Consider the following 21,713-nt stretch of genomic DNA (forward strand, 5'->3'; position numbering starts at 1 on the left):
CGTTTTGTTATTCCCATCTTCGCGGGAATCTACTATATGCGTTCCGCAATGCGGAGTTTTGCACTTCTTGCCCTATTATTGACCTTTACTTCTTCTGCTGATGGCTTTATCAATCCCCCTACTTTTTTTAACGGGACATTTATGTTCCCGTAAAAATCCTTCTCTGGCTCTCCATCGAATTTGCCTGCCCGTATAAATCGTTTTGCCAACCGGTCTTCCAAAGAGTGATAACTGATCAAGCTCAACCGACCACCCTGGACAAGCACTTCGGGAACTTGCTCCAAAAATTCCTTGAGCACCTCAATTTCTTGGTTCACCTCTATCCTGATAGCTTGATAGATCTGTGCCAAAATCTTGTTCTCTTTCATCTTGGGCAAAAATCGTTTGAGCACCCCTTTAAGGTCATCCGTTGTTTTGATAGGCTCTTCCGACCGGGACGCAACAATAGTTTTGGCCAAGGTATTTGCATTTCGCAATTCACCATACTGAAAAAGAACCGATGCTAAATCTTCTTGGGAATAGGCATTGACCACCTGATAGGCCGATAATTGGTTGCTTTTGTCCATTCGCATATCCAAATCTGCGTTGAACCGAATGGAAAAACCACGTTCGGCCTCATCGAACTGATGGGAGGAAACCCCAAAATCCGCCAAGATTCCATCAACTTTCCGAATGCCATAGAACTTTAAAAATTGTTTGAGATAGCGAAAGTTTTGATTGATCAACTGGAACCTACCATCTTCCAGCGCATTTTGGAGCGCATCTTCATCCTGATCAAAAGCGAACAACTTTCCACTTTCCCCCAATCTTTTCAAAATTTCTTTGGAGTGTCCGCCGCCCCCGAAAGTAACATCCACATACACTCCATCTTCTTTAATATTCAATCCGTCCACCGATTCTTTCAACAAAACCGGATTGTGATATGCACTACTCATCATCATCAAAAATCTCCTCGGCCAGATCGGCATAATCCTTCTCCCCTTCTGCCAAGACTTTTTCGTACATATCCTTGTTCCAGATCTCGATTTTATCAAAAACCGCATTTAGAACCACTTCTTTTTCGATTGCAGCAAACTCCACCAAATTTTTTGGGATTTGCAGCCTTCCCGAATCACCATCTATGCTCACCTCTTTCATTCCGGCAACAAAATTTCGGACAAACGCATCGTATTTGCGATTGATCTTGCTTTTCTTCATCACTTTCTGCATCAAAACATCAAACTCCGCTTTGGGATACAATTCCAGACATTGCTGAAAAACCGATCTTTTTATCACAAACCCATCTTGTAGAACAGGCAAAAGCTGATTCTTCAAAGAAATGGGCAATAAAACCCTTCCCTTGGAGTCTGCTTTGCAATCATGTTGTCCTATGATATGGGTCACTAGAAATCAATTGGTTAGTTAATACAACTCAAATATATAGATTTTATTTCCACATTTCTCCACTTAACACCACTTTTGTTAATAAATTCTCCACTTTTAAGAAAAAAGCAGCAAAACTAGGAGAAAAAATCAGAAGAGCAACATGGTCCTCTTTTTAGAAGAAGAACCACTGGATTAAGAAAAGTTATTTTAGATATGACAAAATCCTAAAATCTTTGTGATATGAAATTCCTATATTTGCCGCTCTTACTACCAACTAACTATTGATGGAGGAGCATTTAATCGATGATGGCAAATACCGGTATATAGAAAAAGGAGAAGGTACTCCTATGATTATATTACATGGTTTAATGGGAGGCCTGAGCAATTTCCAAGGGGTTTCCGAATATTTCCCCTCCATGGGATACAAGGTCCTTATCCCGGAACTGCCCATTTACGATATGCCCCTATTAAAGACTACGGTAAAGAACTTTGCTACCTTTTTAGAAGGCTTTATTGAACACAAAGGCTTAAAGGATGTAATATTACTTGGGAATTCCTTGGGCGGACATATTGGACTCCTACACACCAAAATGTACCCCGAAATGGTAAAGGCACTTGTAATTACAGGTAGTTCGGGACTTTACGAAAGTGCCATGGGGGACGGATACCCAAAGCGTGGCGACTACGAATTCATAAAAAAGAAGGCAGAAGATGTTTTCTATGACCCAAAAGTAGCCACCAAAGAAATCGTGGACGAGGTTTTTGCCACGGTAAACGATAGAATGAAACTGGTAAAAACATTGGCCATTGCCAAAAGTGCCATTCGACACAATATGTCAAAAGATTTACCGCACATGAACACCCCAACCTGTATTATTTGGGGAGAAAACGATACCGTAACCCCTCCCAACGTAGCCACAGAGTTCCACGAATTGTTGCCAGACTCGGACCTATATTGGATAGAAAAGTGTGGCCATGCCCCCATGATGGAGCACCCCAATGAGTTTAACCGTATTCTTGAGGCTTGGCTCAAAAAGCGTAACTTCTAAACATGAAAATTACATCGGCAGAATTTGTAATGAGCAACTCCAATGTTGCCAAATGCCCCAATGAACCCATACCAGAATATGCGTTTATAGGACGGTCCAATGTTGGCAAATCATCGCTGATCAATATGTTGGTAGAGCGAAAGGCTTTGGCAAAAACATCCGGAAGGCCAGGAAAAACCCAACTCATCAATCATTTTAAGATCAACAACAATTGGTTTCTTGTAGATTTGCCGGGTTATGGATATGCAAGAGTCTCGAAAAAAGACAAAAAAACCTTTCAGAAATACATTACCGAGTATTTTCAAAAAAGAAAGCAGTTGGTTTGTGCCTTTGTTTTAGTAGATGTTCGCCATGATCCACAACCGGTGGATTTGGAGTTTATGGAGTGGCTCGGCATTAATCAGATTCCATTCGCCATAATTTTTACCAAAGCGGACAAACTTAAGCCCAATGCAATAAAAAAACAGACCGCAGCCTATCTTCAAAAGTTATTGGATGGCGTATGGGAAGAAGCACCCCCACATTTTACCACTTCATCCTCCAACCGAATGGGACGAGAAGAGCTTTTGGATTTTATTGACGGGATCAATCAAGATTTTTTTCAAAACAAGAGCTGACTTCTTCTGCACCAACTCGGCCATTACACAACACCTATTCTATATCCCCAATACACAACTTGTTAATCTGACCGTCTCTATCTTGATATATCTCAGTGCAAATATGTTTTACAAAGTACTGGATTAATAAAAATAGTTAGCAAAGCAAACACACAATTCCGTACTTTAGACCACCTAAACCACAAAAATGCTATCCAACGATACACGATTCTCCCCTGCAGGATTTATTAAGATAATGTCATTATTGCACTTGGGCATTTCAGCAACGCCCATTGTTTTAGGAACACTTTTTTACTTCAACACTGATAATGCGATATTCGATATTTCCAGTACAGATGACTTTTTTTTGGCGTTAGTACCCTTGGGCGCTATTGGCAGTATCTTTTTTGGTGACTTGGTTTTCAAGAAAATGACACGCAATTTACCGGACAGCATAGATCTACGCACCAAGCTGGCAAGGTTCCAAACCGCCTCGATCATAAAATATGCCTTATTGGAAGGGGCTGCTATCCTCGGAATTGTAGTCTTTATCCACACACAAAACCTGATCTATTTGATCATTGGGGCCCTGGTGGTTTTTTACCTAGCATTGCTCCATCCTACCAAGCAAAAAATTGAAAATTCACTTTCCCTAACCGGCGAGGACAAAGCAAAATTTGACCGTGTAAACGCTCCCTTGGACTAACGGTCCTTTTTCAATTCCAATTTTTCCGCAAAATAGTCGCAGAAATCCTTCATGGTGGCCGTCATTTTTTCATCTTGGGTAGCCTTATAAAAAGTATCGGCCATTGTTTCCAAAGTTTGATGAAAAAATACCTTCATCTCATCTACGGGCATATCCTTGGTCCACAGGTCGATTTTTAGGGATTCTTGATTTTTACTGTCCCAAACGGACAACAACATGGCTTTGGCCTCTTCCTCGTTAATTCCACCATCTTGTGCCGACCATTTTAACTCCTCGGGCACTCTGTTCTCGTCCAGCCCAACCTTCAATGTAATCTCCGAAGTATGTTTTACTGCCATTTATCTTTTTGGTTTGTAATTTGATTGTTTTAGAATTTCATCTGCCGGCGTATCCAATAACTGTTTTAGACCTTCACCGTTTTTTTCCATATATGCCCTAACGATCTGCCAGCCCATATATCGCCCCAATCTTGGTGGTGACTCATTGTCCAGTTCCAATCCAAATTTGGAAAATGGAGCGGGATCTAAAAACTTTCTATCCAGACCTGCATCTGTACTGTACAATAATTCTCGCTCAACAAAATATTTCCACATTTGCTCTTCGTTTGCGCCGGCCCACTCCATTTCCTCATCGGAATATCCAATCTTTTGGGCATCAGTTGCAAACGGGATTAGTTTATCCTTTAAGTATAGTTCTTTACCGTAGTATACCATTCGGGAAAGTAATGTTCTGTTACGTGGATACGTAAGTACTTTTTTGGAAAATGCACTGGATACATCCGATACTAAATACTTTTTATCCAGATTTGATGCAATATACCGCTGTATCCCTTCATAAAAATGATGGTCTTCCCCGAGATAATTGTCCAGTCCTATCAACAACAGGGAATCTGTTAAGATGATCCTATTTTCATATCTCACATCCGAAGTTAAGGTTACCACGTGGGGCACTCGAATTCCCGGAAAATAATATTTTATATGTTTAAAAAGAGATTCAAGTTCTTCCGATTCCTTATCGAAATCGGGAAATGCCTTTTCAACTTCGTTCGATAATTCCACCTGAAGGGTATCCGTTAGTTTGGCCACCCAAACACTGTCCGTAAACTGTTCGGGGAACAAATATGGATACTTTGTTTTTAATTTAGGGATATCGGTCTCGGACGCCCTTGCAAATTCTTGGTCAAACCTGGAAACCTTTAAATCTATCGTAATTTTCTCGATTTCCTCTTCGGTTTTATCCGTTTCGGCACATGCTGCAAACAGAAAAACCACCAATACAGAAAAGCTTTTATAAAAGGTATTTCCAAAGTATTTCAACAAGCACTTCATTTTTAAGGGCACAGGGTTTAAATTTACAGGGCACAAAGGTAATTTATTGAATCTAAATAGTAGAACATGCAAACAGAAAAGGTAATCGACCATATAGTCAAGTGGCTAAAGGAGTATGCTTTAAATGCAAAATGCAAAGGTTTTGTAATCGGTGTTTCCGGAGGAATAGACTCCGCTGTAACTTCGACCCTTTGCGCAAAAACAGGTCTCGACCTTTTGTGTTTGGAAATGCCCATTCACCAAGGCAAAAACCAAGTGACCCGTGCAGACAGGCATATAGATTGGCTGATGGAAAATTTTTCCAATGTTTCCCGTCAAGCGGTCGACCTTACCCCCGTGTTCGATAGCCTCGTGGATTCCTTTCCAAAAGTGGAAAACGAAGAAGAGCGATTTATGTCACTAGCCAACACGCGCGCACGCCTGCGGATGACCTCCCTTTACTATTTTGCAGCTCTTGAGGGCTATCTGGTTGCTGGTACCGGAAATAAGGTCGAAGACTTTGGTATAGGGTTTTACACAAAATATGGTGATGGAGGTGTGGACCTAAGCCCAATTGCCGATCTTTTAAAAACAGAGGTTTATGAAATTGGAAGGGTTCTCGGGGTAAACCAAGATATTATGGACGCAGCGCCAACTGACGGGCTCTGGGGCGACAGCAGAACAGATGAGGATCAGATCGGAGCATCTTACCCCGAACTGGAATGGGCTATGGAAATGGATGATAAAGGAAAAAAAGCCGATGATTTTTCTGGCAGGAAAAAAGAAGTTTTTCTAATCTATAAAAAATTCAATACTGCCAACAAACACAAGATGATTCCCATTCCCATCTGTGATATTCCAACTAACTTAAAATAACACTTTAACCCAAAAACCCCAGTTTAAGACGAAAAAAACCATAGTTTTTCTGTGGTTTTAAGAAAAAAATTACAGTTTTACATGAATTAATTGTTATCTTGCCTGCTAGTTATTGTAGGTATTTAGCCACTAACCATTCATTAAATTAAACCTAACAAAATGATAAAAGTATTGATAGCTGATAACCATCCTGTTGTAAGGCTTGGTATCAAAAAGGTACTTGAATCCAGCACAGACATAGAGATTATTGCTGATGTTTCAACTACCGAGGAGCTTTTTAATACATTGAAAAACTTAACCCCCGATGTAGTGATTTTGGAAATGGACATTCCCGAAATCAATGGAATTGCTACCCTTAGAAAAATGAAAATGGAGTTCCCCGACATTAAAACTTTGATGTACAGCGGACAATCCGAAGATGTTTACGCTCTGAGCACGATCAGGGCAGGTGCTTTTGGTTACCTTTCCAAAACTGCCGACTTGGATTACATTGTATCTGCAGTAAAAAAAGTGAGCGAGGGGAACATGTTCATCACAAATGAACTGGCACAACGTCTTGCTTTTGATGAAAGTACCCAAAAACCGCGTAGGTTCTTTAGAAAACTATCGTCCAGAGAAGTAGAAGTTCTAAAACTATTGGCCAGCGGAAAAAGAAACAAGGAGGTTGCAGAAGGCCTCAACTTGAACGAAAAAACAGTAAGTACTTACAAAGCAAGATTGATGAAGAAACTGAATGTGGACAATTTGGTGGACTTGCTGCAACAGGCTAAAGCCCTGGAATTATATTAGGAATACCCAACCAAACCAACTATTGTGGTAAATCCCTTTCAATCTTGTATTGGAAGGGATTTAATATTTTAGGAAAGAACTCGGTTCAACTTAGCGTTCAACAACTTATTTAGTTGGAGATAGTTTACTATTTCTTCCAAAACCTCGGTATTGTCCCCTTGCTGGTCCTGGGTCTTTTCCTGTAGCTTTTGTATCCGATTTTTGATCAAATTACAACGTAAGGTCAAAATAGTTTCTCCAACCAACTGGGCCACCCCAATATTTTTCCCTTTCGGATAAATATCCCTTCGCTCCCAGTCGTGAAGTACATATTGCTCTTCTTCCATTAAAATGGAAGACACTTGCGATACTGTTTCTTGATCTAGTTCGGACAAAAATGTACTTACAGAAAAGTTGGTATCCTCGTTCAATTTTTCAATCAATTTATAATAAATGGTCTTGAACTGTTCGTTGGAAAGCTCAATTTCATCATCCTGAAGATCTAAAAATACTTTTTCATATACTTTCGCCTGTATGACCTCAGGTTCGAGCACGAGTTCACCTTCTTCGTTCTCCTTGAGTACTAAATCCTCAAATTCTTGTTTTTGATTTCCATATAACAGCAGTACTTCAATTATTTTTCGCTCCAGTTCGTACTGCACATCCACCTTTTCCACCACCCGATCAGTCTTCACAACTTCAAAGGCCTTTTGTTCCTGCTTTACTTTTTTGGCTGTATCGGTTTGCAGTTTTTTATCGATCTGGGCCAAAGTATTATAAAGCACATCTTCCGAAACCTGCATAATTTTTGCGCATTCCTGCACATAAATTTCTTGCCGAATTCGGTCCGGGATTTTACTAATACTATTAACAATATCCCTAACCGTATCTGCACGTTTTATAGGGTCGCTTGCGGCTTCTTCTGCGAGCAATGAAGTTTTGAACTGAATAAAATCCTTGGCATTCTCACTCAAGTATTGTACTAAATCCTCGTAAGTATTGTTCTTGGCAAAGCTATCGGGATCCTCGCCTTCCGGAAACGTACAGATTTTCACGTTCATTCCCTGTTCCAAAATCAGGTCGATTCCACGCAGCGATGCACGTAGACCCGCGGCATCACCATCAAATAGTACAGTGATATTCTTGGTCAACCGGTTTATAAGACGAATCTGTTCGGGAGTAAGGGCGGTTCCGCTAGAGGAGACCACATTCTCCACACCACTTTGATACATCTGGATGACATCCGTGTACCCTTCCACCAAAAAACAGTTGTCCTCTTTGGCAATGGCCTGTTTGGCATAATAAATCCCATAAAGCACCTTGCTCTTGTGGTAGATTTCGCTTTCAGGGGAATTCAGGTATTTGGCGGCTTTTTTATCATTGGAAAGTATCCTCCCACCAAAGCCCAAAACCCGACCACTCATAGAATGGATAGGAAACATTACCCTGCCCTTGAACCTATCGAATGTTTTATTTTCGCCCCCAGCCTGTTCCTTTACAATGGTAAGGCCTGTTTTCTCCAGAAATTCCAACTTGTACCCCTTCCCCAATGCTGTTCTGGTAAAAGCCTCCCATTCGTCCAAACTATAACCAAGACCAAACTTTTTAATAGTATCATCGGTAAACCCCCGTTCTTTGAAATAGGTTAGGCCAATCGCCTTTCCAGGCTCGGAATCCCATAGGGTCCTTGTAAAATACTTCTGGGCATACTCGGAGACCAAATACATACTCTCGCGTTCATTGGCCTGCTCTTTCTGCTCATCGGTCTGTTCAGTTTCCTCTACTTCAATATTGTACTTTTTTGCCAAATATTTAATGGCTTCGGGGTAGGTAAAATGCTCATGCTCCATTAAAAAGGCTACCACATTCCCCCCTTTTCCACTACTAAAATCCTTCCATATCTGCTTAACCGGGGAAACCATAAAACTTGGAGTGCGTTCATCCGTAAAAGGGCTCAATCCCTTAAAATTGGAACCTGATTTTTTCAATTGCATAAAATCACCGATTACCTCCTCCAGTCGGGCGGTTTCATATACTTGGTCTATGGTCGTTTTAGAAATCAAGGTATTCTCTTAAAAATAGCTGTTAAAGGTAATAAAAACAATATTTTCCATATTTCGAAATTCGACTGCCTATGTAAGATTTAGTATATTAGAAGCAAATTCTTACAATACCGATATTATCGGTACACGATAGTACAGAAATAAAATTATAGAGGATTATGATGCTGAACAAAACACAAAACTTTTGGATACTCACCGCCTTGCTATTTCTCTCCATCCAATTTGCAACAGGACAAATGGAAGAAAAAGCCAGACCTATCATCGAAAATGGTGAAGCACAGGTAGTCCAAGCTTTTTCGGACCCTAGTAAATGGATCCGTCATGATCTTTGGGTCGAAACCAGCTTTGATTCGGACGGAGATGGTAAATTAGACCGCATGCATGTGGGCGTTACACGGCCCGAACAGACCGAGACAGAAGGTCTACAACTGCCCGTAATCTACGAATCGAGCCCGTATTACGCTGGAACAGCAGGATTGGACAAAGGTATTTTTTGGGACGTAAAACACGAGCTGGGCAAACCTGGTAAACCAAGAAAACATCCCAATGTTACACGTTTGGGCGAACGTCCAATCATCTCCAACTCACAAATCCAAACATGGGTACCCAGAGGTTTTATCGTGGTACACTCATCCTCTCCAGGAACAGGTCTTTCCGATGGTGCACCAACCGTTGGTGGCCAAAACGAATCCTTGGCTCCAAAAGCGGTTATCGAATGGTTGTGCGGCAAGGCCAAAGGCTATACCGAGCGCGAGGGCAACCAAGAGGTTAAAGCCTATTGGTCCACTGGAAAAGTAGGTATGACGGGCACCTCGTACAACGGAACCATTCCTCTAGCTGCTGCTACAACGGGGGTTGATGGGTTGGAAGCCATAATTCCCATAGCGCCCAACACTTCGTACTACCATTATTACCGATCCAATGGCCTGGTCCGATCGCCGGGAGGGTATTTGGGTGAAGATATTGATGTCCTTTATGATTTTATACATAGCGGTGACGAATCAAAAAGGGAGCGGAACAACAGGGTGGTTCGGGATACAGAAATGAAGAATGGATTTGACCGAATTACCGGAGATTACAACGATTTTTGGGCAGGAAGGGATTATTTAAACCAAATGGGCTCCATGAAAGCTGCCCTATTAATGTCCCACGGTTTCAACGATTGGAACGTAATGCCCGAACACAGTTATCGCATTTACAAAAAAGCCAAAGAAATGGGACTGCCCGTCCAAATCTATTATCATCAGAACGGACACGGTGGACCACCACCTATCTCCATGATGAACCGCTGGTTTACGAGATATCTTTATGGGGTGGAAAATGGGGTGGAAAACGATCCTAAAGCATGGATCGTTCGAGAAAACGATAAAAAAGATAACCCTACACCTTATGAGGACTATCCCAATCCCAAGGCCGAAAACATCAAATTTTATTTGACAGCAGGAGCTCCGGCAAAAGGTAAATTGACCACCACCAAACCCAAAAAACAAGGAACGGAAACCTTGGTGGACAATTATTCTTTTTCAGGTTCCAGTTTGGCCAAAGCTGAGACCACAGAACACCGGTTGCTCTATATTACCCCACCTTTATCAGAGGACACCCATATTTCCGGTGTCCCCAAAGTCAAGATTAAAATGGCCAGCAGTAAGCCTGCTGCCAATTTATCCGTTTGGTTGGTTGCTCTACCTTGGACCGATGCTTTGAACACCAAAATAACGGACAATATAATTACAAGAGGATGGGCAGACCCACAAAACCATAGCTCGTTGACGAAAAGTGAACCTTTGGTCCCCAACAAATTTTATGAAGTGGAATTTGATTTGATGCCGGACGACCAAATAATTCCAAAAGGACAACAGATCGCCCTGATGATTTTCTCAAGTGACAAGGAGTTCACCCTATGGCCGGAGCCCGGAACCAAATTGACCATAGATCTGGACGGCACAGAGCTAACGCTTCCGGTAGTAGGTGGAAATCTATGATCGTCAATAGGGTAAACTGACTAAGATCATTGGAAATATTGAAATTATTCTTTGTATTTAAGGTTGTTTAACCAACACCTTATTTTACATGAAAGTTTTAATTATCTATGGCACTGTAGAAGGCCAAACTCGGAAAATAGCCCGTTTTATGGAGGAGGTCCTTCAGGAGAACGGTATGCAGGTAACCATTGCCAATGCAGTGGAAGAGCCTCCATCTCCCGATAGTTTTGATGTGGTATTGATCGGAAGTTCCATCCATATCAATAATTATAATACGCTCATCAAAAATTATGTGGAACAACATATTGACATCTTGAACAAAAAACCTTCAGTGTTTTTCTCCGTTTCAATGGCCATCGCCTCCAACATTAAAGAGGAGCATGAAGAAGTTGCAAAGGTGGCGCAAGAATTCTTGGAAGAGACCCACTGGAACGCAAAGACCATATGGCATATTGCAGGAGCGTTGAGATATACCCAGTACAATTATTTTAAAAAATTGATCATGCGCTCCATTGCAAAAAAAGAGGGCGGCTCCGTGGACACCACAAAAGATCATGAGTACACTGATTGGAACCAGGTAAAAGAAATGACATTGAATTTTATAAACCGTTTAAAATAACAACCCAAATGAACAAACACAGTTTCGACACCCTTTCACAAGCCGTGAACACATTAACGGAGGAAGGTTTCAAAGAGGATTTTGAAGCAGATGAATCGTGCATTAAAGCATTATATTCCAAAAAAGAATATCAGCCCAACGAGCTAAAGATCATTGATTCTTACCGATTTGAAGGTATGACGAATCCTAGCGATGAATCCGTAGTTTTTACGATTGAGGCCAACGATGGCACCAAAGGCACCATGGTTATGTCCTACGGTGCTTCTACAGCGCAAAACGAGGAACTCATTCAGCAGATTCCATGTGTGAAGAACTGATCAAACGAACAATGTTCCCACCGAAGAAGGTTGGTACAATAGCCAACCCGTTAAACTGAACCTACTTTTGTGGGCTTTTAACACAGCGTGGGGCACCACAGCGCTTTTAAACATTACGCAACGTGCGCCAATTGGCTGTACCAGAAAACTAGTACCGTTCTTTTCAAAAATTTCCAATTCACCGCCATCACCATCTTTCCAATCATCATTTAAATAAACGATCATAGAGATCATGCGGTTGTTCCGGTTTTCGAACTGATCTAAATGCTTATCGTAATGCCCTCCCGATGGGTAATGTGCCAAATGAAATTCGTACCCTGATAAACTCAGGTAGCAATAGCGGTTAAATATTAAAATGGTTTCATCCAGAACATCCCAATAGTTCTGCAATTGGACATCACGCTTTCTATCCAGCCAGTAGGTAAAGTCACTGCGTACCTTGGCATCTACCTGAAAATCGGAATGGGCACCTATTCCAGCCTCCTTAAAATTAGGGAGCTTTCCCAGAAAAAAAGATTTTATCCCGGAATAGAGTTCCTCCCGAAAAAAATTATCGATTATCACATAATCCTTACTGGAGATGTCGTCCATCCAGGACAACCAATCATCCAAACTGTGGTAAGTGCTCAATGTTTTAAAAATGTGGGCGAAGGTAATTCATATTTAAAAACAAAAATGATTTTTCTTTATTCAAATAGGAAAACTCTACCTTTGAACAACTGTAACATTAAAATATAATGATTCTTTTTTTTGGTACTAGAACTGGTAAAAAAGCAACTAAAGTCCTTAGAAATGTTACGTGTCCCTATTGCCATCAAACCGGGACATTGACCGCTGTTGCCCAACCGAACTATGCCCATTTGTTCTGGATTCCACTTTTTACCCTTAATACAATTAGGTTCGCAGAGTGTTCGCACTGTAAAAAAGTATATTACAAGGAGGAGTTTACCCCAGAGATGGAACAAGCGTTGTCCTTATAAAAAAACGGCCGGGTAAACCCGACCGTTGTGTAAAACCAAAACGATTAGATATCGAACCGAAGGCCCAGTGAGATATTGTTCTGTTTTATTTCTGCATCCTTAAAAATGGGATTTAGGTCGTATTTTATATAAAGCAGTACACCGTCTACGCCCAAATATCCGCTCACACCATAAATTAGGTCGCTTGTGTTGTAGTCCCTTTTTAGTTTATCCTTTACATTTTCCCCGTCCCTATTGTATTTTAATTTTTGGCGTGTTCCCAGATTAAATCCGCCATAGCCACCGAATCCCACTCTAAATTGATCGCGAATGGAATATCGTATGGTACGTTCTTTTTTATGAAATCGAGAGGGGCCCACCTCAAAATGAACAGGAAAAACAAGGTTGTCCATTCTTAACTTGGATTTATCCAGATCATACTCGAACTCTTGCAATACGGTCTGATCTCCGTCTTGCACAAAAACCTGATTGTCGTCCGGCTTTAAACCATTGAACTGAAACGAAAAACCGTAGTTAACACGCAGCCAGTTGGTATTCCGGAACACACGTGTCCGCCATTGCCAGCCCATCTCAAAAAAACGGCTTCCTCCAATTTTATAAGGAGAATCGGACAGGGACTGCCCCTCTATCAAAGCATTGTTAAAACCGATGGCCATAACAAAATCCGAGTAAGTTCGCCTATCGTATTTTAAGTCTCTTTTTCTTTGTCGGGAATTAAAAGTTACCGCCGGTTTTCCATCAATGAGCAATCCAATGCGCATTCTATCACCATAAATGGTATCGGATTCGGACAAGGTAAGTACATCTCCTTTGTTGCGCTCCAGCAAAGCGATCTTGTTCTCTATAATCGCGACCCTGTTCTCAATGTTCAGAGCTCTTTGCTTTGCCACTTCCTCCTTAAGTATTTTGGCTTCATTTTCGGTAATATCACCATCTTCCAATCTTTGGTTTATGTCCCGTACCTCAATCTTTAGGGCTTCTTTTTCCTGATCGATTATGCGTTGTTTTTCCAGCTTGAGCGTTTCGATTTTCTTTTGATAATCTTCTTGTGCAAAAAGAGATTGAGAAACTAGGAACAGGAGCAAGATTGCTGAATAAAATGTAATTGTTTTCATGATTGTTTTGATTTGCAACCCTCCTTCCCTCCTGTCCATTGTTAAGGACAGGAAGTATTGAAAGGTTTATTTTGATTGATGAATAACTTTATTGGTTTCGGTCCGCCACAGCAGTACGCAATTTTAGGTAACCGGATTTTAGTGCATCAAAGATCTGGTCACGGAAAGATTCGTCCAACTCATCCTCCACTTCGGCCAACAAGGACATGGCATCCACAGTCCCGCTCTCTGAAAATAGTTTGTCGGTTAAAATCTGTCGCTGTGCGGCACGCAGCAAGGAATCGACTTCGGCATCGGAAACATCTTGCCGTACACTTTCCATGAGCTCCACTTGTGCCACTACTTCTTCCACTTTTTGTGCGATCAACTTATCTGGGTTTAGGATCATGTCGTCCTTTAAAGGTTGTCTATTGTCCTTTGTGGCGATTGCAGTATTTGGATTTACATTGGGCAATGGTGTTTCTACCAGTTTTTGCATTTTAGTCACTTTCGACTTAGTCTCCGCAACGTCTATTTGGTTATTTTCTTTTGCCTTTATTTCTTCCGCCTCAATGACCTTCTCATTTTTGATTTCGTTTCCTACCATTTTCATTTGCTCTGTTGGGCCATTGTCCTTGGTAAAAAAGAACGCAGACACCAAAACGACCCCTACAACACTGGCGGCCACCGCGTACATAAACCATGTATTCCTTTTCTTTGGCACGGGTTGTTCCAATTGCGATGCAATCTTGTTCCAAGCCCCATCCGATGGGACAATGGTTCGCTCCTCGAGCTTTTGTTTGATATGTTTTTCAAGTTTAGCCATATCCCTTATTTTTTGTTCGCCGTTTTTGAATTGGGCGACATTCCTTTTAAACTTAAATTTTCTTGAAGCATTTTTCTGGCCTTGAAAAGTTGCGATTTTGAAGTTCCTTCGCTAATTGCCAACATCTCCGCTATTTCCTTATGTCCGTATCCTTCAATGGCATACAGCAAGAAAACGGCTTTGTATCCTTCTGGAAGACCATCTATCAAGTGTTGCACATACTCCATATCCAACAGTCCATCGGATATGGGTCCTAACACCTCTTCCCTCACTTCGACCGCATCATCATCGTAAACAACAAACTGTTTTTTACGTAGAAAGGAAATACTTTCCCTTACCATAATGCTCCTGACCCAGCCTTCAAAACTACCTTTATATTGGTAAGAGCCGAGATGGTTGAACATCTTGACAAAACCATTTACCATAACATCTTCCGCAAAATGAAGGTCCTTGATATACTGTCTGCATACCCCGAGCATTTTGGGCGAGAACTTCTCGTACAACAATTTTTGAGCCTGCTGATCTCCCTTGATCGATTTTTTAATCAGTTGCTTTTCGTTGTTATGTAGCGAGATGATTTTCAAAAAAAATGGTTTACAAAAGTGCTTCTATTTAAATAGACGGGATATAAACGTAAATGGTTGCCCGAAAAATAAAAATTTTCGACATTTAATTGATAACCAACCTTATAAACACCTATTTTTTACGGTCTACCACGTAATTTACCATTAGGGTGAGGGCACTTTTGTATTCGGAATCGGGGTAATTGTCCAAAATGGCCAACGCTTCATCCTTAAACTCCAACATTTTGGTAACTGCATATTCCAGGCCGCCTTTTTCCTTAACGTACTCTATAACCTCTTTTACACGTTTTTTGTTCTTGTTGTGTTTTTTGATGGAATTGATCAACCATTTTTTACTTTCCTTATCACTATGGTTCAATGCATAGATCAATGGCAGTGTCATTTTTTGTTCCTTTATATCGATACCAGTAGGCTTTCCAATTTTCTCGGCACCGTAGTCAAAAAGGTCGTCCTTAATTTGGAAGGCCATTCCACAAAGCTCCCCGAACTTCCGGAAGGCTTCCACCTCATCCGAATCCGGTCTCACCGAACATGCCCCCATACTGCAACAAGCGGCAATAAGAGTGGCTGTTTTTTGGCGGATAATGTCGTAGTAAACCTCTTCGGTAATATCCAAAAGTCTCGCTTTTTCTATCTGGAGCAGTTCCCCTTCGCTCATATCGCGAACGGCATTGGAAATAATGTGTAGTAAATCGTAATCCTTGTTTTCCAGAGATACCAACAAACCCTTAGAGAAAAGAAAATCCCCGACCAGAACAGCAATCTTGTTTTTCCACAGGGCATTAATGGAAAAAAAGCCCCGGCGTTTGTTACTGTCGTCCACCACATCGTCGTGGACCAGGCTTGCAGTGTGTATCAACTCAATTATGGAAGCTCCTGTGTATGTACGTTCGTTGACTTCCCCGTTCAATAATTTGGCGGTAAGGAACACGAACATTGGGCGCATTTGCTTGCCCTTGCGGTTAACAATATAGTAGGTGATCCTATTAAACAGTGCAACCTTGGAAGACATGGATTTGAGGAACTTTTCCTCAAAAAGCTGCATCTCATTTTCTATGGGTTCCCGTATCTGCGAAACGATTTTCAACGTAGCGGTGTGGTGTTTGGTTTTAAAACCCTAAAAGTAGGGAAAATGCGAGAGTTGTTAGAACTAAATCGAAGTTTTAAGATAGAGTTCTAAAAGTATCGTTGTTTTACCTACCAATGTGGATGGCCAATCAAAAATTAAACTCTAGCTTTTGTTGGCCAATTGACCGCAAGCGGCATCGATATCCTTGCCTCGCGACCTACGTATGGTAACCGTGATGCCGTTTTGCTCCAAGGTATTCTTGTACATGTCAATGGCACTATTGGGTGCTTGTTGAAAGTCACCATCATCAATGGGGTTGTACTCGATTATGTTGACCTTGGATGGTGCAAACTTGCAAAACTTGACCAGTGCATCTGCTGCCTTCTGGGTATCGTTGATTCCTTTCCAGATCACATATTCGTAGGTAATTCTATTCTTGGTCTTGCTGTACCAATACTCCAATGCCTCCCTGAGTTCTTTAAGTGGAAATGTGGCATTAAAGGGCATAATGGAAGTTCGGACCTCGTCGATAGCGGAGTGCAATGAAACTGCCAGACCAAATTTGACTTCTTCGTCTGCCATTTTCCTGATCATCTTAGGCACTCCGGAGGTAGAGACCACAATACGCTTGGGGGACATGCCCAATCCTTCCGGGGAAGTAATTTTTTCTATGGCCTTGAGCACATTGTTATAGTTCATCAACGGTTCTCCCATACCCATAAAAACTATATTGCTCAACGGACGATCAAAATACAATCTGCTCTCGTTGTCTATGGCCACTACCTGATCATATATCTCATCCGGATTTAAATTCCTCATGCGTTTTAGACGGGCCGTTGCACAGAATTTACAATCCAAACTGCATCCAACCTGACTGGACACACAGGCTGTGGTCCGGGTTTCCGTGGGAATCAAAACGGATTCCACTATTAAGCCATCATGCAAACGAACGGCATTTTTAATGGTTCCGTCGGAACTTCGCTGCATTTGATCTACCCGAATATGATTGATAACAAAGTTATCTTCCAACATTTGTCGGGTTTCCTTGGAAATATTGGTCATGGCATCAAAATCGTGGGCCGACTTTTGCCACAACCATTCGTACACTTGGTTTCCACGAAATGCCTTGTCTCCCTGCTCCACAAAAAAGTTTCGGAGCTGCTCTTTGGTCAATGCGCGTATATCCTTCTTTTTGTTTTCCACTATCTAAAGATAAGGAAGAAAAAAATCCCGTTCACTTTAAGGTCAACGGGATTTTTCTTCTATGATTTTCCGTTTTTATAGAATCAACATCGCATCTCCATAGGAGTAGAAACGATATCCTTCCAAAATTGCCTGCTTGTACGCTTTCTTGATAAGATCGTGACCGGCAAATGCGGAAACCATCATCATTAAAGTGGATTTTGGCAAGTGGAAATTGGTGATCATACAATTGGCTATGCTAAAATCGTACGGAGGAAATATGAACTTGTTGGTCCATCCTTCAAACGTATTCAATGTATGCTCTGAAGAAACAGCACTTTCCAAGCCGCGCATAACGGTTGTACCTACGGCACATACTTTTCGCTTGTTGGCTTTTGCGTTATTTACTACTTCTGTTGCTTTTTCATCGATCACCAATTCTTCGCTATCCATTTTGTGTTTGGACAAGTCCTCTACCTCTACTGGGTTAAATGTTCCCAGTCCTACGTGCAAAGTGACCTCTGCAAACTGAATGCCTTTGATCTCCAAACGCTTTAATAAGTGTTTGGAAAAGTGAAGCCCTGCGGTCGGTGCTGCTACAGCTCCCTCGTGCTTGGCGTAAATGGTCTGGTAACGTTCCTCGTCTTCTGGTGTTACCTCTCTTTTAATGTATTTGGGCAACGGAGTTTCTCCAAGCTCCCTAAGCTTTCTTCTAAAATCGGTATAAGAACCATCGTAAAGAAAACGCAATGTTCTTCCTCTCGATGTTGTATTATCGATCACTTCTGCCACCAAACTTTCATCATCGCCAAAATAAAGCTTGTTACCGATCCTAATCTTTCTTGCCGGATCTACCAAAACATCCCAAAGTCGTTGCTCTTGGTTAAGTTCCCTAAGCAAGAACACTTCTATCCTAGCACCGGTTTTTTCCTTGTTTCCAAAAAGTCTCGCAGGAAACACCTTGGTATTGTTCAAGACCATTACATCGTCTTCATCAAAATAATCTACAATGTCTTTGAACATTTTATGCTCAATTTTTCCTGTATCCCTATGAACTACCATTAGTTTGGATTCGTCACGATGTTCCGCGGGATATTCTGCCAACAATTCTTTTGGCAATTCAAAATTGAAGTTCGATAATTTCATGTGGACTTTTTTTCGATTTTTTTTAAGAGGTGCAAATATACAACCTCGTGATAGGGGATGTCAAGTAATTTGATGATTAAATGTGATTTACAATTCTTGGACTGCGAACCCAAGGGTTTTTAGGTCGTTCCAAAAATCGGGATAGGATTTGGAAACCACTTCGGCATCGTTGACCACAAAGTCAACTTTCAGTGCTAGTGGGCCAAAGGCCATCGCCATTCGATGATCGTTGTAGGTATCCACGAAAACTCCTTCTGCAAGCTGATTTTGTGCTTGTAAGGTCAGGCTTTCGGAATCGATATCCACCTTGGCACCAAACTTGCCCAACTCTTTCTGCAGAGCAGCCAACCGGTCGGTCTCCTTAATGGGCAAGGTGTGCAAGCCGGTCAAGTGGCAGCCAATACCCAATCCCAAGCAGCTAACGGCAATCGTCTGAGCAATATCCGGGGCGTTGGAAAGATCGTAAGTTAAATGGTCGGCAATATCTTTTGATGTTTTCTTGAGTACAATGGTATTGTCCGTAAATATGGTCTCCACACCAAAATCCTTATAGATTTTTGCCAAAATGCTATCGCCCTGTAAAGAGTTTTGTTTGTACGACGATAGTGTTATTGCCGAACCTACATCGCACATGGCCACAATACTGTAAAAATAGCTGGCCGAACTCCAATCGGATTCTACCACCAAAGTAGTATCCACTACCTCTGTTTTTGGGTCGACTTTTATGGTGTTCGCCACAAAGGAAGTTTGGACGCCTATCTGTTCCAACAGGGCCAATGTCATTTTTATATAAGGAACAGATGTAATCTTGCCGATCAGTTCCAGTTCCAAACCATTCTCCAAGCTAGGTGCAATTAAAAGTAATGCGGAAATATATTGGCTGCTAATATTTGCAGGCAGGGATACACGGTTTTTTCCGAGCTTTTTACCAGAAATCTTCAGCGGGGGATAACCCGTTTCCTTTTCGTATTGAATATCTGCCCCGAGTGCTTGCAATGCTTCCACCAGCACTTTAATAGGCCGCTCCTGCATTCGATGCGAACCCGTGAGCACCACTTGTTTGCCTTGTTGCGATGCAAAATAGGCGGTTAAAAAACGCATAGCGGTACCTGCATGGTGAATATCCACCACTCCATTGGACTTGGCCAAACCCTTTTGCATAACTTCCCCATCGTCCGAGTTGGAAAGATTGGCTATTTTAATATTCGGAAAAAGCGCCTGCAACAATAACGAACGGTTTGTTTCACTCTTAGAACCAGTGATTGCTATGTCTTTTTCAATTTTTGTATTGTTGGGATAAGAAAGTTGGAGTTTCAATTCGTTAGGGTTTGTATGAATTGTCAAAACTAGAAAAAACAGCCCTAAAGTCCCTTTATAACCGAAACTTTATTTAAGCTTTTTGTTATTTTGATGACGGTCGTGATCCCTTTTGGTCTTTAAATCCAATTTTTTATCGAATGCCTCTTGTAAATCGATTCCGGTTTGGTTGGCCAAGCAGAGTACCACAAAAACAACATCGGCAAGTTCTTCGCCCAGATCTTTTGCTTTGTCGGATTCTTTTTCGCTCTGTTCACCATATCTTCTGGCAATAATACGGGCCACTTCGCCAACCTCTTCGGTAAGCTGGGCCATGTTGGTCAGTTCGTTAAAGTAACGGACCCCATGATTTTTAATCCACTCATCAACGGCCTTTTGTGCGTTTTCTATGTTCATTATTCTCTATTTTTTGTGTCCACAATAATGGTAACCGGACCATCATTGAGCAACTCCACTTTCATATCGGCGCCAAAAATTCCGATTCCAACCTTCTTTCCGAATTTTTGCTCCAATACCTGAACAAAACTCTCGTACACAGGAATGGCAACATCGGGTTTTGCGGCTTTTATGTACGATGGTCGATTTCCTTTTTTGGTAGACGCATGCAATGTAAACTGACTAACTACTATAATATCGCCATCAGTATCCAATACGGAGCGGTTCATCACCCCGTTCTCGTCGTTAAAAATGCGAAGGTTTAAAACTTTATTGGTCAACCAGTCTATATCTTCTTTTGTATCGGCATCCTCGATGCCCAGTAAGATCAAAAGCCCGTTTCCGATGGATGATATCATTTTGCCATCGACGGCAACACTTGCCTTTGATACTCTCTGTAGTACTGTTCTCATTTATCTTTCCCTGTATGGATTATCTTCTTCCCCAGTGAGCATTTGCACATAGCTCCGATAGCGACTTGCTGCAATTTCATTGTTCTCCAGAGCTTTTTTTACGGCACATTTGGGTTCGTCCAAATGTAAACAGTTATTAAATTTACACTCCGATTTTAACGCAAAAAACTCGGGAAAATAGTCTCCGATCTCGTGCTTGTCCATATCCACGATACCAAAACCTTTAATCCCGGGGGTGTCGATTATCCGTGCATCGAAAGACAGGTCGTACATTTCGGCAAAAGTGGTGGTATGTTGGCCTTGCATGTGCTGCTCAGAAATTTCGGCAGTTTTTAGTTGCATTCCAGGTTCCAAGGCATTTACCAATGTAGACTTTCCTACCCCGGAATGACCGGCGAACATACTGGTTTTCCCTTTCATTATTTCTTTTACCAAATCAACGTTCTTACCTTGTTTTGCTTCAATTTTAATGCACTTATACCCGATTTTCGTATATAGATCCATTAAATAATCCACCTCAAACCTTTCTTCTTCTTGGTAAACATCCATTTTATTAAAAAGTAGCACTACCGGAATTTCATAAGCTTCTGCGGTCACCAAAAATCGATCTATAAAACTGGTAAAGGTGGGAGGGTTGTTCAAAGTAACCAATAGGAATACCTGATCTAAATTGGATGCAATAATATGTGTTTGTTTGGAAAGCTTAACGGACTTGCGGACTATGTAGTTTTTACGATCGCCAATTTTGGAAATTATACCGATCGTCTCGTCACCAATAGTTTCCAGTTCAAGACTGACATGATCGCCAACGGCCACTGGATTAGTGCTCTTAATCCCTTGTGTACGGAACTTGCCCTTTATACGGCATTCGTAAAAGTTGCCTTCATTGGACTTTACGGTGTACCAACTTCCGGTCGATTTATAAACTGTTCCGTTCAAAATTTGTTAGTTTTTTTAAATACAAAGAAACAATATTCCTTTCGTTTCGTCGTATATCTTTATTTATAACATATTAATCA

25 protein-coding genes are annotated in these 21,713 nt (G+C 41.4%); 9 read left to right on the forward strand and 16 right to left on the reverse strand.

Annotation, left to right across the window (positions count from 1 at the left end):
• Positions 1-32: 32 nt before the first annotated feature.
• A complete protein-coding gene (gene rsmH, locus MJO53_RS02720) occupies positions 33-935 on the reverse strand; it encodes a 16S rRNA (cytosine(1402)-N(4))-methyltransferase RsmH (protein WP_252081213.1) in 903 nt (300 codons plus the stop codon).
• Positions 928-1,383, reverse strand: coding sequence for a division/cell wall cluster transcriptional repressor MraZ (locus MJO53_RS02725; protein ID WP_252080380.1), 456 nt, complete (start codon positions 1,381-1,383; stop codon positions 928-930). Before MJO53_RS02725 ends, rsmH begins: the two co-directional genes overlap by 8 nt.
• A 266-nt stretch (positions 1,384-1,649) precedes the next feature.
• Here MJO53_RS02725 and MJO53_RS02730 point away from each other — a divergent pair, with 266 nt between their 5' ends.
• The 3 genes from MJO53_RS02730 (at position 1,650) to MJO53_RS02740 (ending at position 3,716) form a co-directional block, all read left to right on the forward strand.
• Entirely contained in the window at positions 1,650-2,414 is a 765-nt protein-coding gene (locus tag MJO53_RS02730) for an alpha/beta fold hydrolase (RefSeq protein ID WP_224837547.1), read from the forward strand.
• Positions 2,415-2,416: 2 nt separating this feature from the next.
• Entirely contained in the window at positions 2,417-3,031 is a 615-nt protein-coding gene (yihA, locus tag MJO53_RS02735; protein ID WP_252080381.1) for a ribosome biogenesis GTP-binding protein YihA/YsxC, read from the forward strand.
• 187 nt (positions 3,032-3,218) lie between these two features.
• Positions 3,219-3,716, forward strand: a complete 498-nt coding sequence (locus MJO53_RS02740) for a hypothetical protein (protein ID WP_252080382.1) — start codon at positions 3,219-3,221, stop codon at positions 3,714-3,716.
• On the opposite strand, the gene gldC is transcribed toward MJO53_RS02740, so the two are convergent.
• Together gldC and gldB are read right to left on the reverse strand one after the other, a co-directional pair.
• On the reverse strand, positions 3,713-4,054 hold the full coding sequence (gldC, locus tag MJO53_RS02745) for a gliding motility protein GldC (RefSeq protein ID WP_224837544.1): 342 nt from the start codon (positions 4,052-4,054) through the stop codon (positions 3,713-3,715). The genes MJO53_RS02740 and gldC overlap by 4 nt on opposite strands.
• Complete coding sequence (gene gldB / locus MJO53_RS02750; protein ID WP_252080383.1) at positions 4,055-5,044, reverse strand: gliding motility lipoprotein GldB; 990 nt, start codon at positions 5,042-5,044, stop codon at positions 4,055-4,057.
• 66 nt (positions 5,045-5,110) lie between these two features.
• On the opposite strand from gldB, the gene nadE reads away from it, so the two are divergent.
• Positions 5,111-5,899 carry an NAD(+) synthase gene (nadE, locus tag MJO53_RS02755; RefSeq protein ID WP_252080384.1) on the forward strand — a complete coding sequence of 263 codons (789 nt, stop codon included), beginning with the start codon at positions 5,111-5,113 and terminating at the stop codon, positions 5,897-5,899.
• A 159-nt stretch (positions 5,900-6,058) separates the two neighbouring features.
• Complete coding sequence (locus tag MJO53_RS02760) at positions 6,059-6,688, forward strand: response regulator transcription factor (protein WP_224837541.1); 630 nt, start codon at positions 6,059-6,061, stop codon at positions 6,686-6,688.
• A gap of 68 nt (positions 6,689-6,756) precedes the next feature.
• Here the strand turns inward: MJO53_RS02760 and dnaG are convergent, their stop codons facing one another.
• The gene (gene dnaG / locus MJO53_RS02765) at positions 6,757-8,730 is read right to left on the reverse strand and encodes a DNA primase (protein ID WP_252080385.1); all 1,974 of its coding nucleotides are present in this window, start codon (positions 8,728-8,730) and stop codon (positions 6,757-6,759) included.
• Positions 8,731-8,888: 158 nt separating this feature from the next.
• Here dnaG and MJO53_RS02770 point away from each other — a divergent pair, with 158 nt between their 5' ends.
• The 3 genes from MJO53_RS02770 (at position 8,889) to MJO53_RS02780 (ending at position 11,648) form a co-directional block, all read left to right on the forward strand.
• Positions 8,889-10,712, forward strand: a complete 1,824-nt coding sequence (locus tag MJO53_RS02770) for a Xaa-Pro dipeptidyl-peptidase (RefSeq protein WP_286037770.1) — start codon at positions 8,889-8,891, stop codon at positions 10,710-10,712.
• An 88-nt stretch (positions 10,713-10,800) separates the two neighbouring features.
• The gene (locus tag MJO53_RS02775) at positions 10,801-11,331 is read left to right on the forward strand and encodes a flavodoxin domain-containing protein (protein WP_252080386.1); all 531 of its coding nucleotides are present in this window, start codon (positions 10,801-10,803) and stop codon (positions 11,329-11,331) included.
• Positions 11,332-11,339: 8 nt separating this feature from the next.
• Positions 11,340-11,648, forward strand: coding sequence for a phosphoribosylpyrophosphate synthetase (locus MJO53_RS02780; RefSeq protein WP_252080387.1), 309 nt, complete (start codon positions 11,340-11,342; stop codon positions 11,646-11,648).
• On the opposite strand, the gene MJO53_RS02785 is transcribed toward MJO53_RS02780, so the two are convergent.
• On the reverse strand, positions 11,649-12,278 hold the full coding sequence (locus MJO53_RS02785) for a 2OG-Fe(II) oxygenase (RefSeq protein WP_252080388.1): 630 nt from the start codon (positions 12,276-12,278) through the stop codon (positions 11,649-11,651).
• Between the two features lie 107 nt (positions 12,279-12,385).
• Between MJO53_RS02785 and MJO53_RS02790 the strand changes: the two genes are divergently transcribed.
• Entirely contained in the window at positions 12,386-12,628 is a 243-nt protein-coding gene (locus tag MJO53_RS02790) for a zinc-ribbon domain-containing protein (protein WP_224837535.1), read from the forward strand.
• A 44-nt stretch (positions 12,629-12,672) separates the two neighbouring features.
• Here the strand turns inward: MJO53_RS02790 and MJO53_RS02795 are convergent, their stop codons facing one another.
• The 10 genes from MJO53_RS02795 to rsgA form a co-directional block, all read right to left on the reverse strand.
• On the reverse strand, positions 12,673-13,743 hold the full coding sequence (locus MJO53_RS02795; RefSeq protein ID WP_252080389.1) for a coiled-coil domain-containing protein: 1,071 nt from the start codon (positions 13,741-13,743) through the stop codon (positions 12,673-12,675).
• Positions 13,744-13,831: 88 nt separating this feature from the next.
• Positions 13,832-14,548 (reverse strand): hypothetical protein, encoded by a 717-nt coding sequence (locus tag MJO53_RS02800; RefSeq protein WP_252080390.1) that lies wholly within the window; start codon positions 14,546-14,548, stop codon positions 13,832-13,834.
• A 5-nt stretch (positions 14,549-14,553) separates the two neighbouring features.
• Positions 14,554-15,132 carry an RNA polymerase sigma factor gene (locus MJO53_RS02805; protein WP_224837532.1) on the reverse strand — a complete coding sequence of 193 codons (579 nt, stop codon included), beginning with the start codon at positions 15,130-15,132 and terminating at the stop codon, positions 14,554-14,556.
• A gap of 112 nt (positions 15,133-15,244) precedes the next feature.
• Positions 15,245-16,219: a polyprenyl synthetase family protein gene (locus MJO53_RS02810; RefSeq protein ID WP_224837531.1), complete on the reverse strand. Its 975-nt coding sequence runs from the start codon at positions 16,217-16,219 to the stop codon at positions 15,245-15,247.
• Positions 16,220-16,363: 144 nt separating this feature from the next.
• The gene (gene rlmN, locus MJO53_RS02815; protein WP_252080391.1) at positions 16,364-17,404 is read right to left on the reverse strand and encodes a 23S rRNA (adenine(2503)-C(2))-methyltransferase RlmN; all 1,041 of its coding nucleotides are present in this window, start codon (positions 17,402-17,404) and stop codon (positions 16,364-16,366) included.
• A 75-nt stretch (positions 17,405-17,479) separates the two neighbouring features.
• Entirely contained in the window at positions 17,480-18,529 is a 1,050-nt protein-coding gene (gene queA, locus MJO53_RS02820; protein WP_252080392.1) for a tRNA preQ1(34) S-adenosylmethionine ribosyltransferase-isomerase QueA, read from the reverse strand.
• An 87-nt stretch (positions 18,530-18,616) separates the two neighbouring features.
• A complete protein-coding gene (locus MJO53_RS02825; RefSeq protein ID WP_252080393.1) occupies positions 18,617-19,846 on the reverse strand; it encodes a 3-phosphoshikimate 1-carboxyvinyltransferase in 1,230 nt (409 codons plus the stop codon).
• 69 nt (positions 19,847-19,915) lie between these two features.
• On the reverse strand, positions 19,916-20,242 hold the full coding sequence (locus MJO53_RS02830; protein WP_090293531.1) for a nucleotide pyrophosphohydrolase: 327 nt from the start codon (positions 20,240-20,242) through the stop codon (positions 19,916-19,918).
• Positions 20,242-20,694: a D-aminoacyl-tRNA deacylase gene (dtd, locus tag MJO53_RS02835; RefSeq protein WP_252080394.1), complete on the reverse strand. Its 453-nt coding sequence runs from the start codon at positions 20,692-20,694 to the stop codon at positions 20,242-20,244. Before dtd ends, MJO53_RS02830 begins: the two co-directional genes overlap by 1 nt.
• On the reverse strand, positions 20,695-21,633 hold the full coding sequence (rsgA, locus tag MJO53_RS02840; protein ID WP_252080395.1) for a ribosome small subunit-dependent GTPase A: 939 nt from the start codon (positions 21,631-21,633) through the stop codon (positions 20,695-20,697).
• Positions 21,634-21,713: the final 80 nt, after the last annotated feature.

It is taken from the genome of Flagellimonas marinaquae (assembly GCF_023716465.1).
In the GTDB taxonomy this organism is placed as follows: domain Bacteria; phylum Bacteroidota; class Bacteroidia; order Flavobacteriales; family Flavobacteriaceae; genus Flagellimonas; species Flagellimonas alginolytica.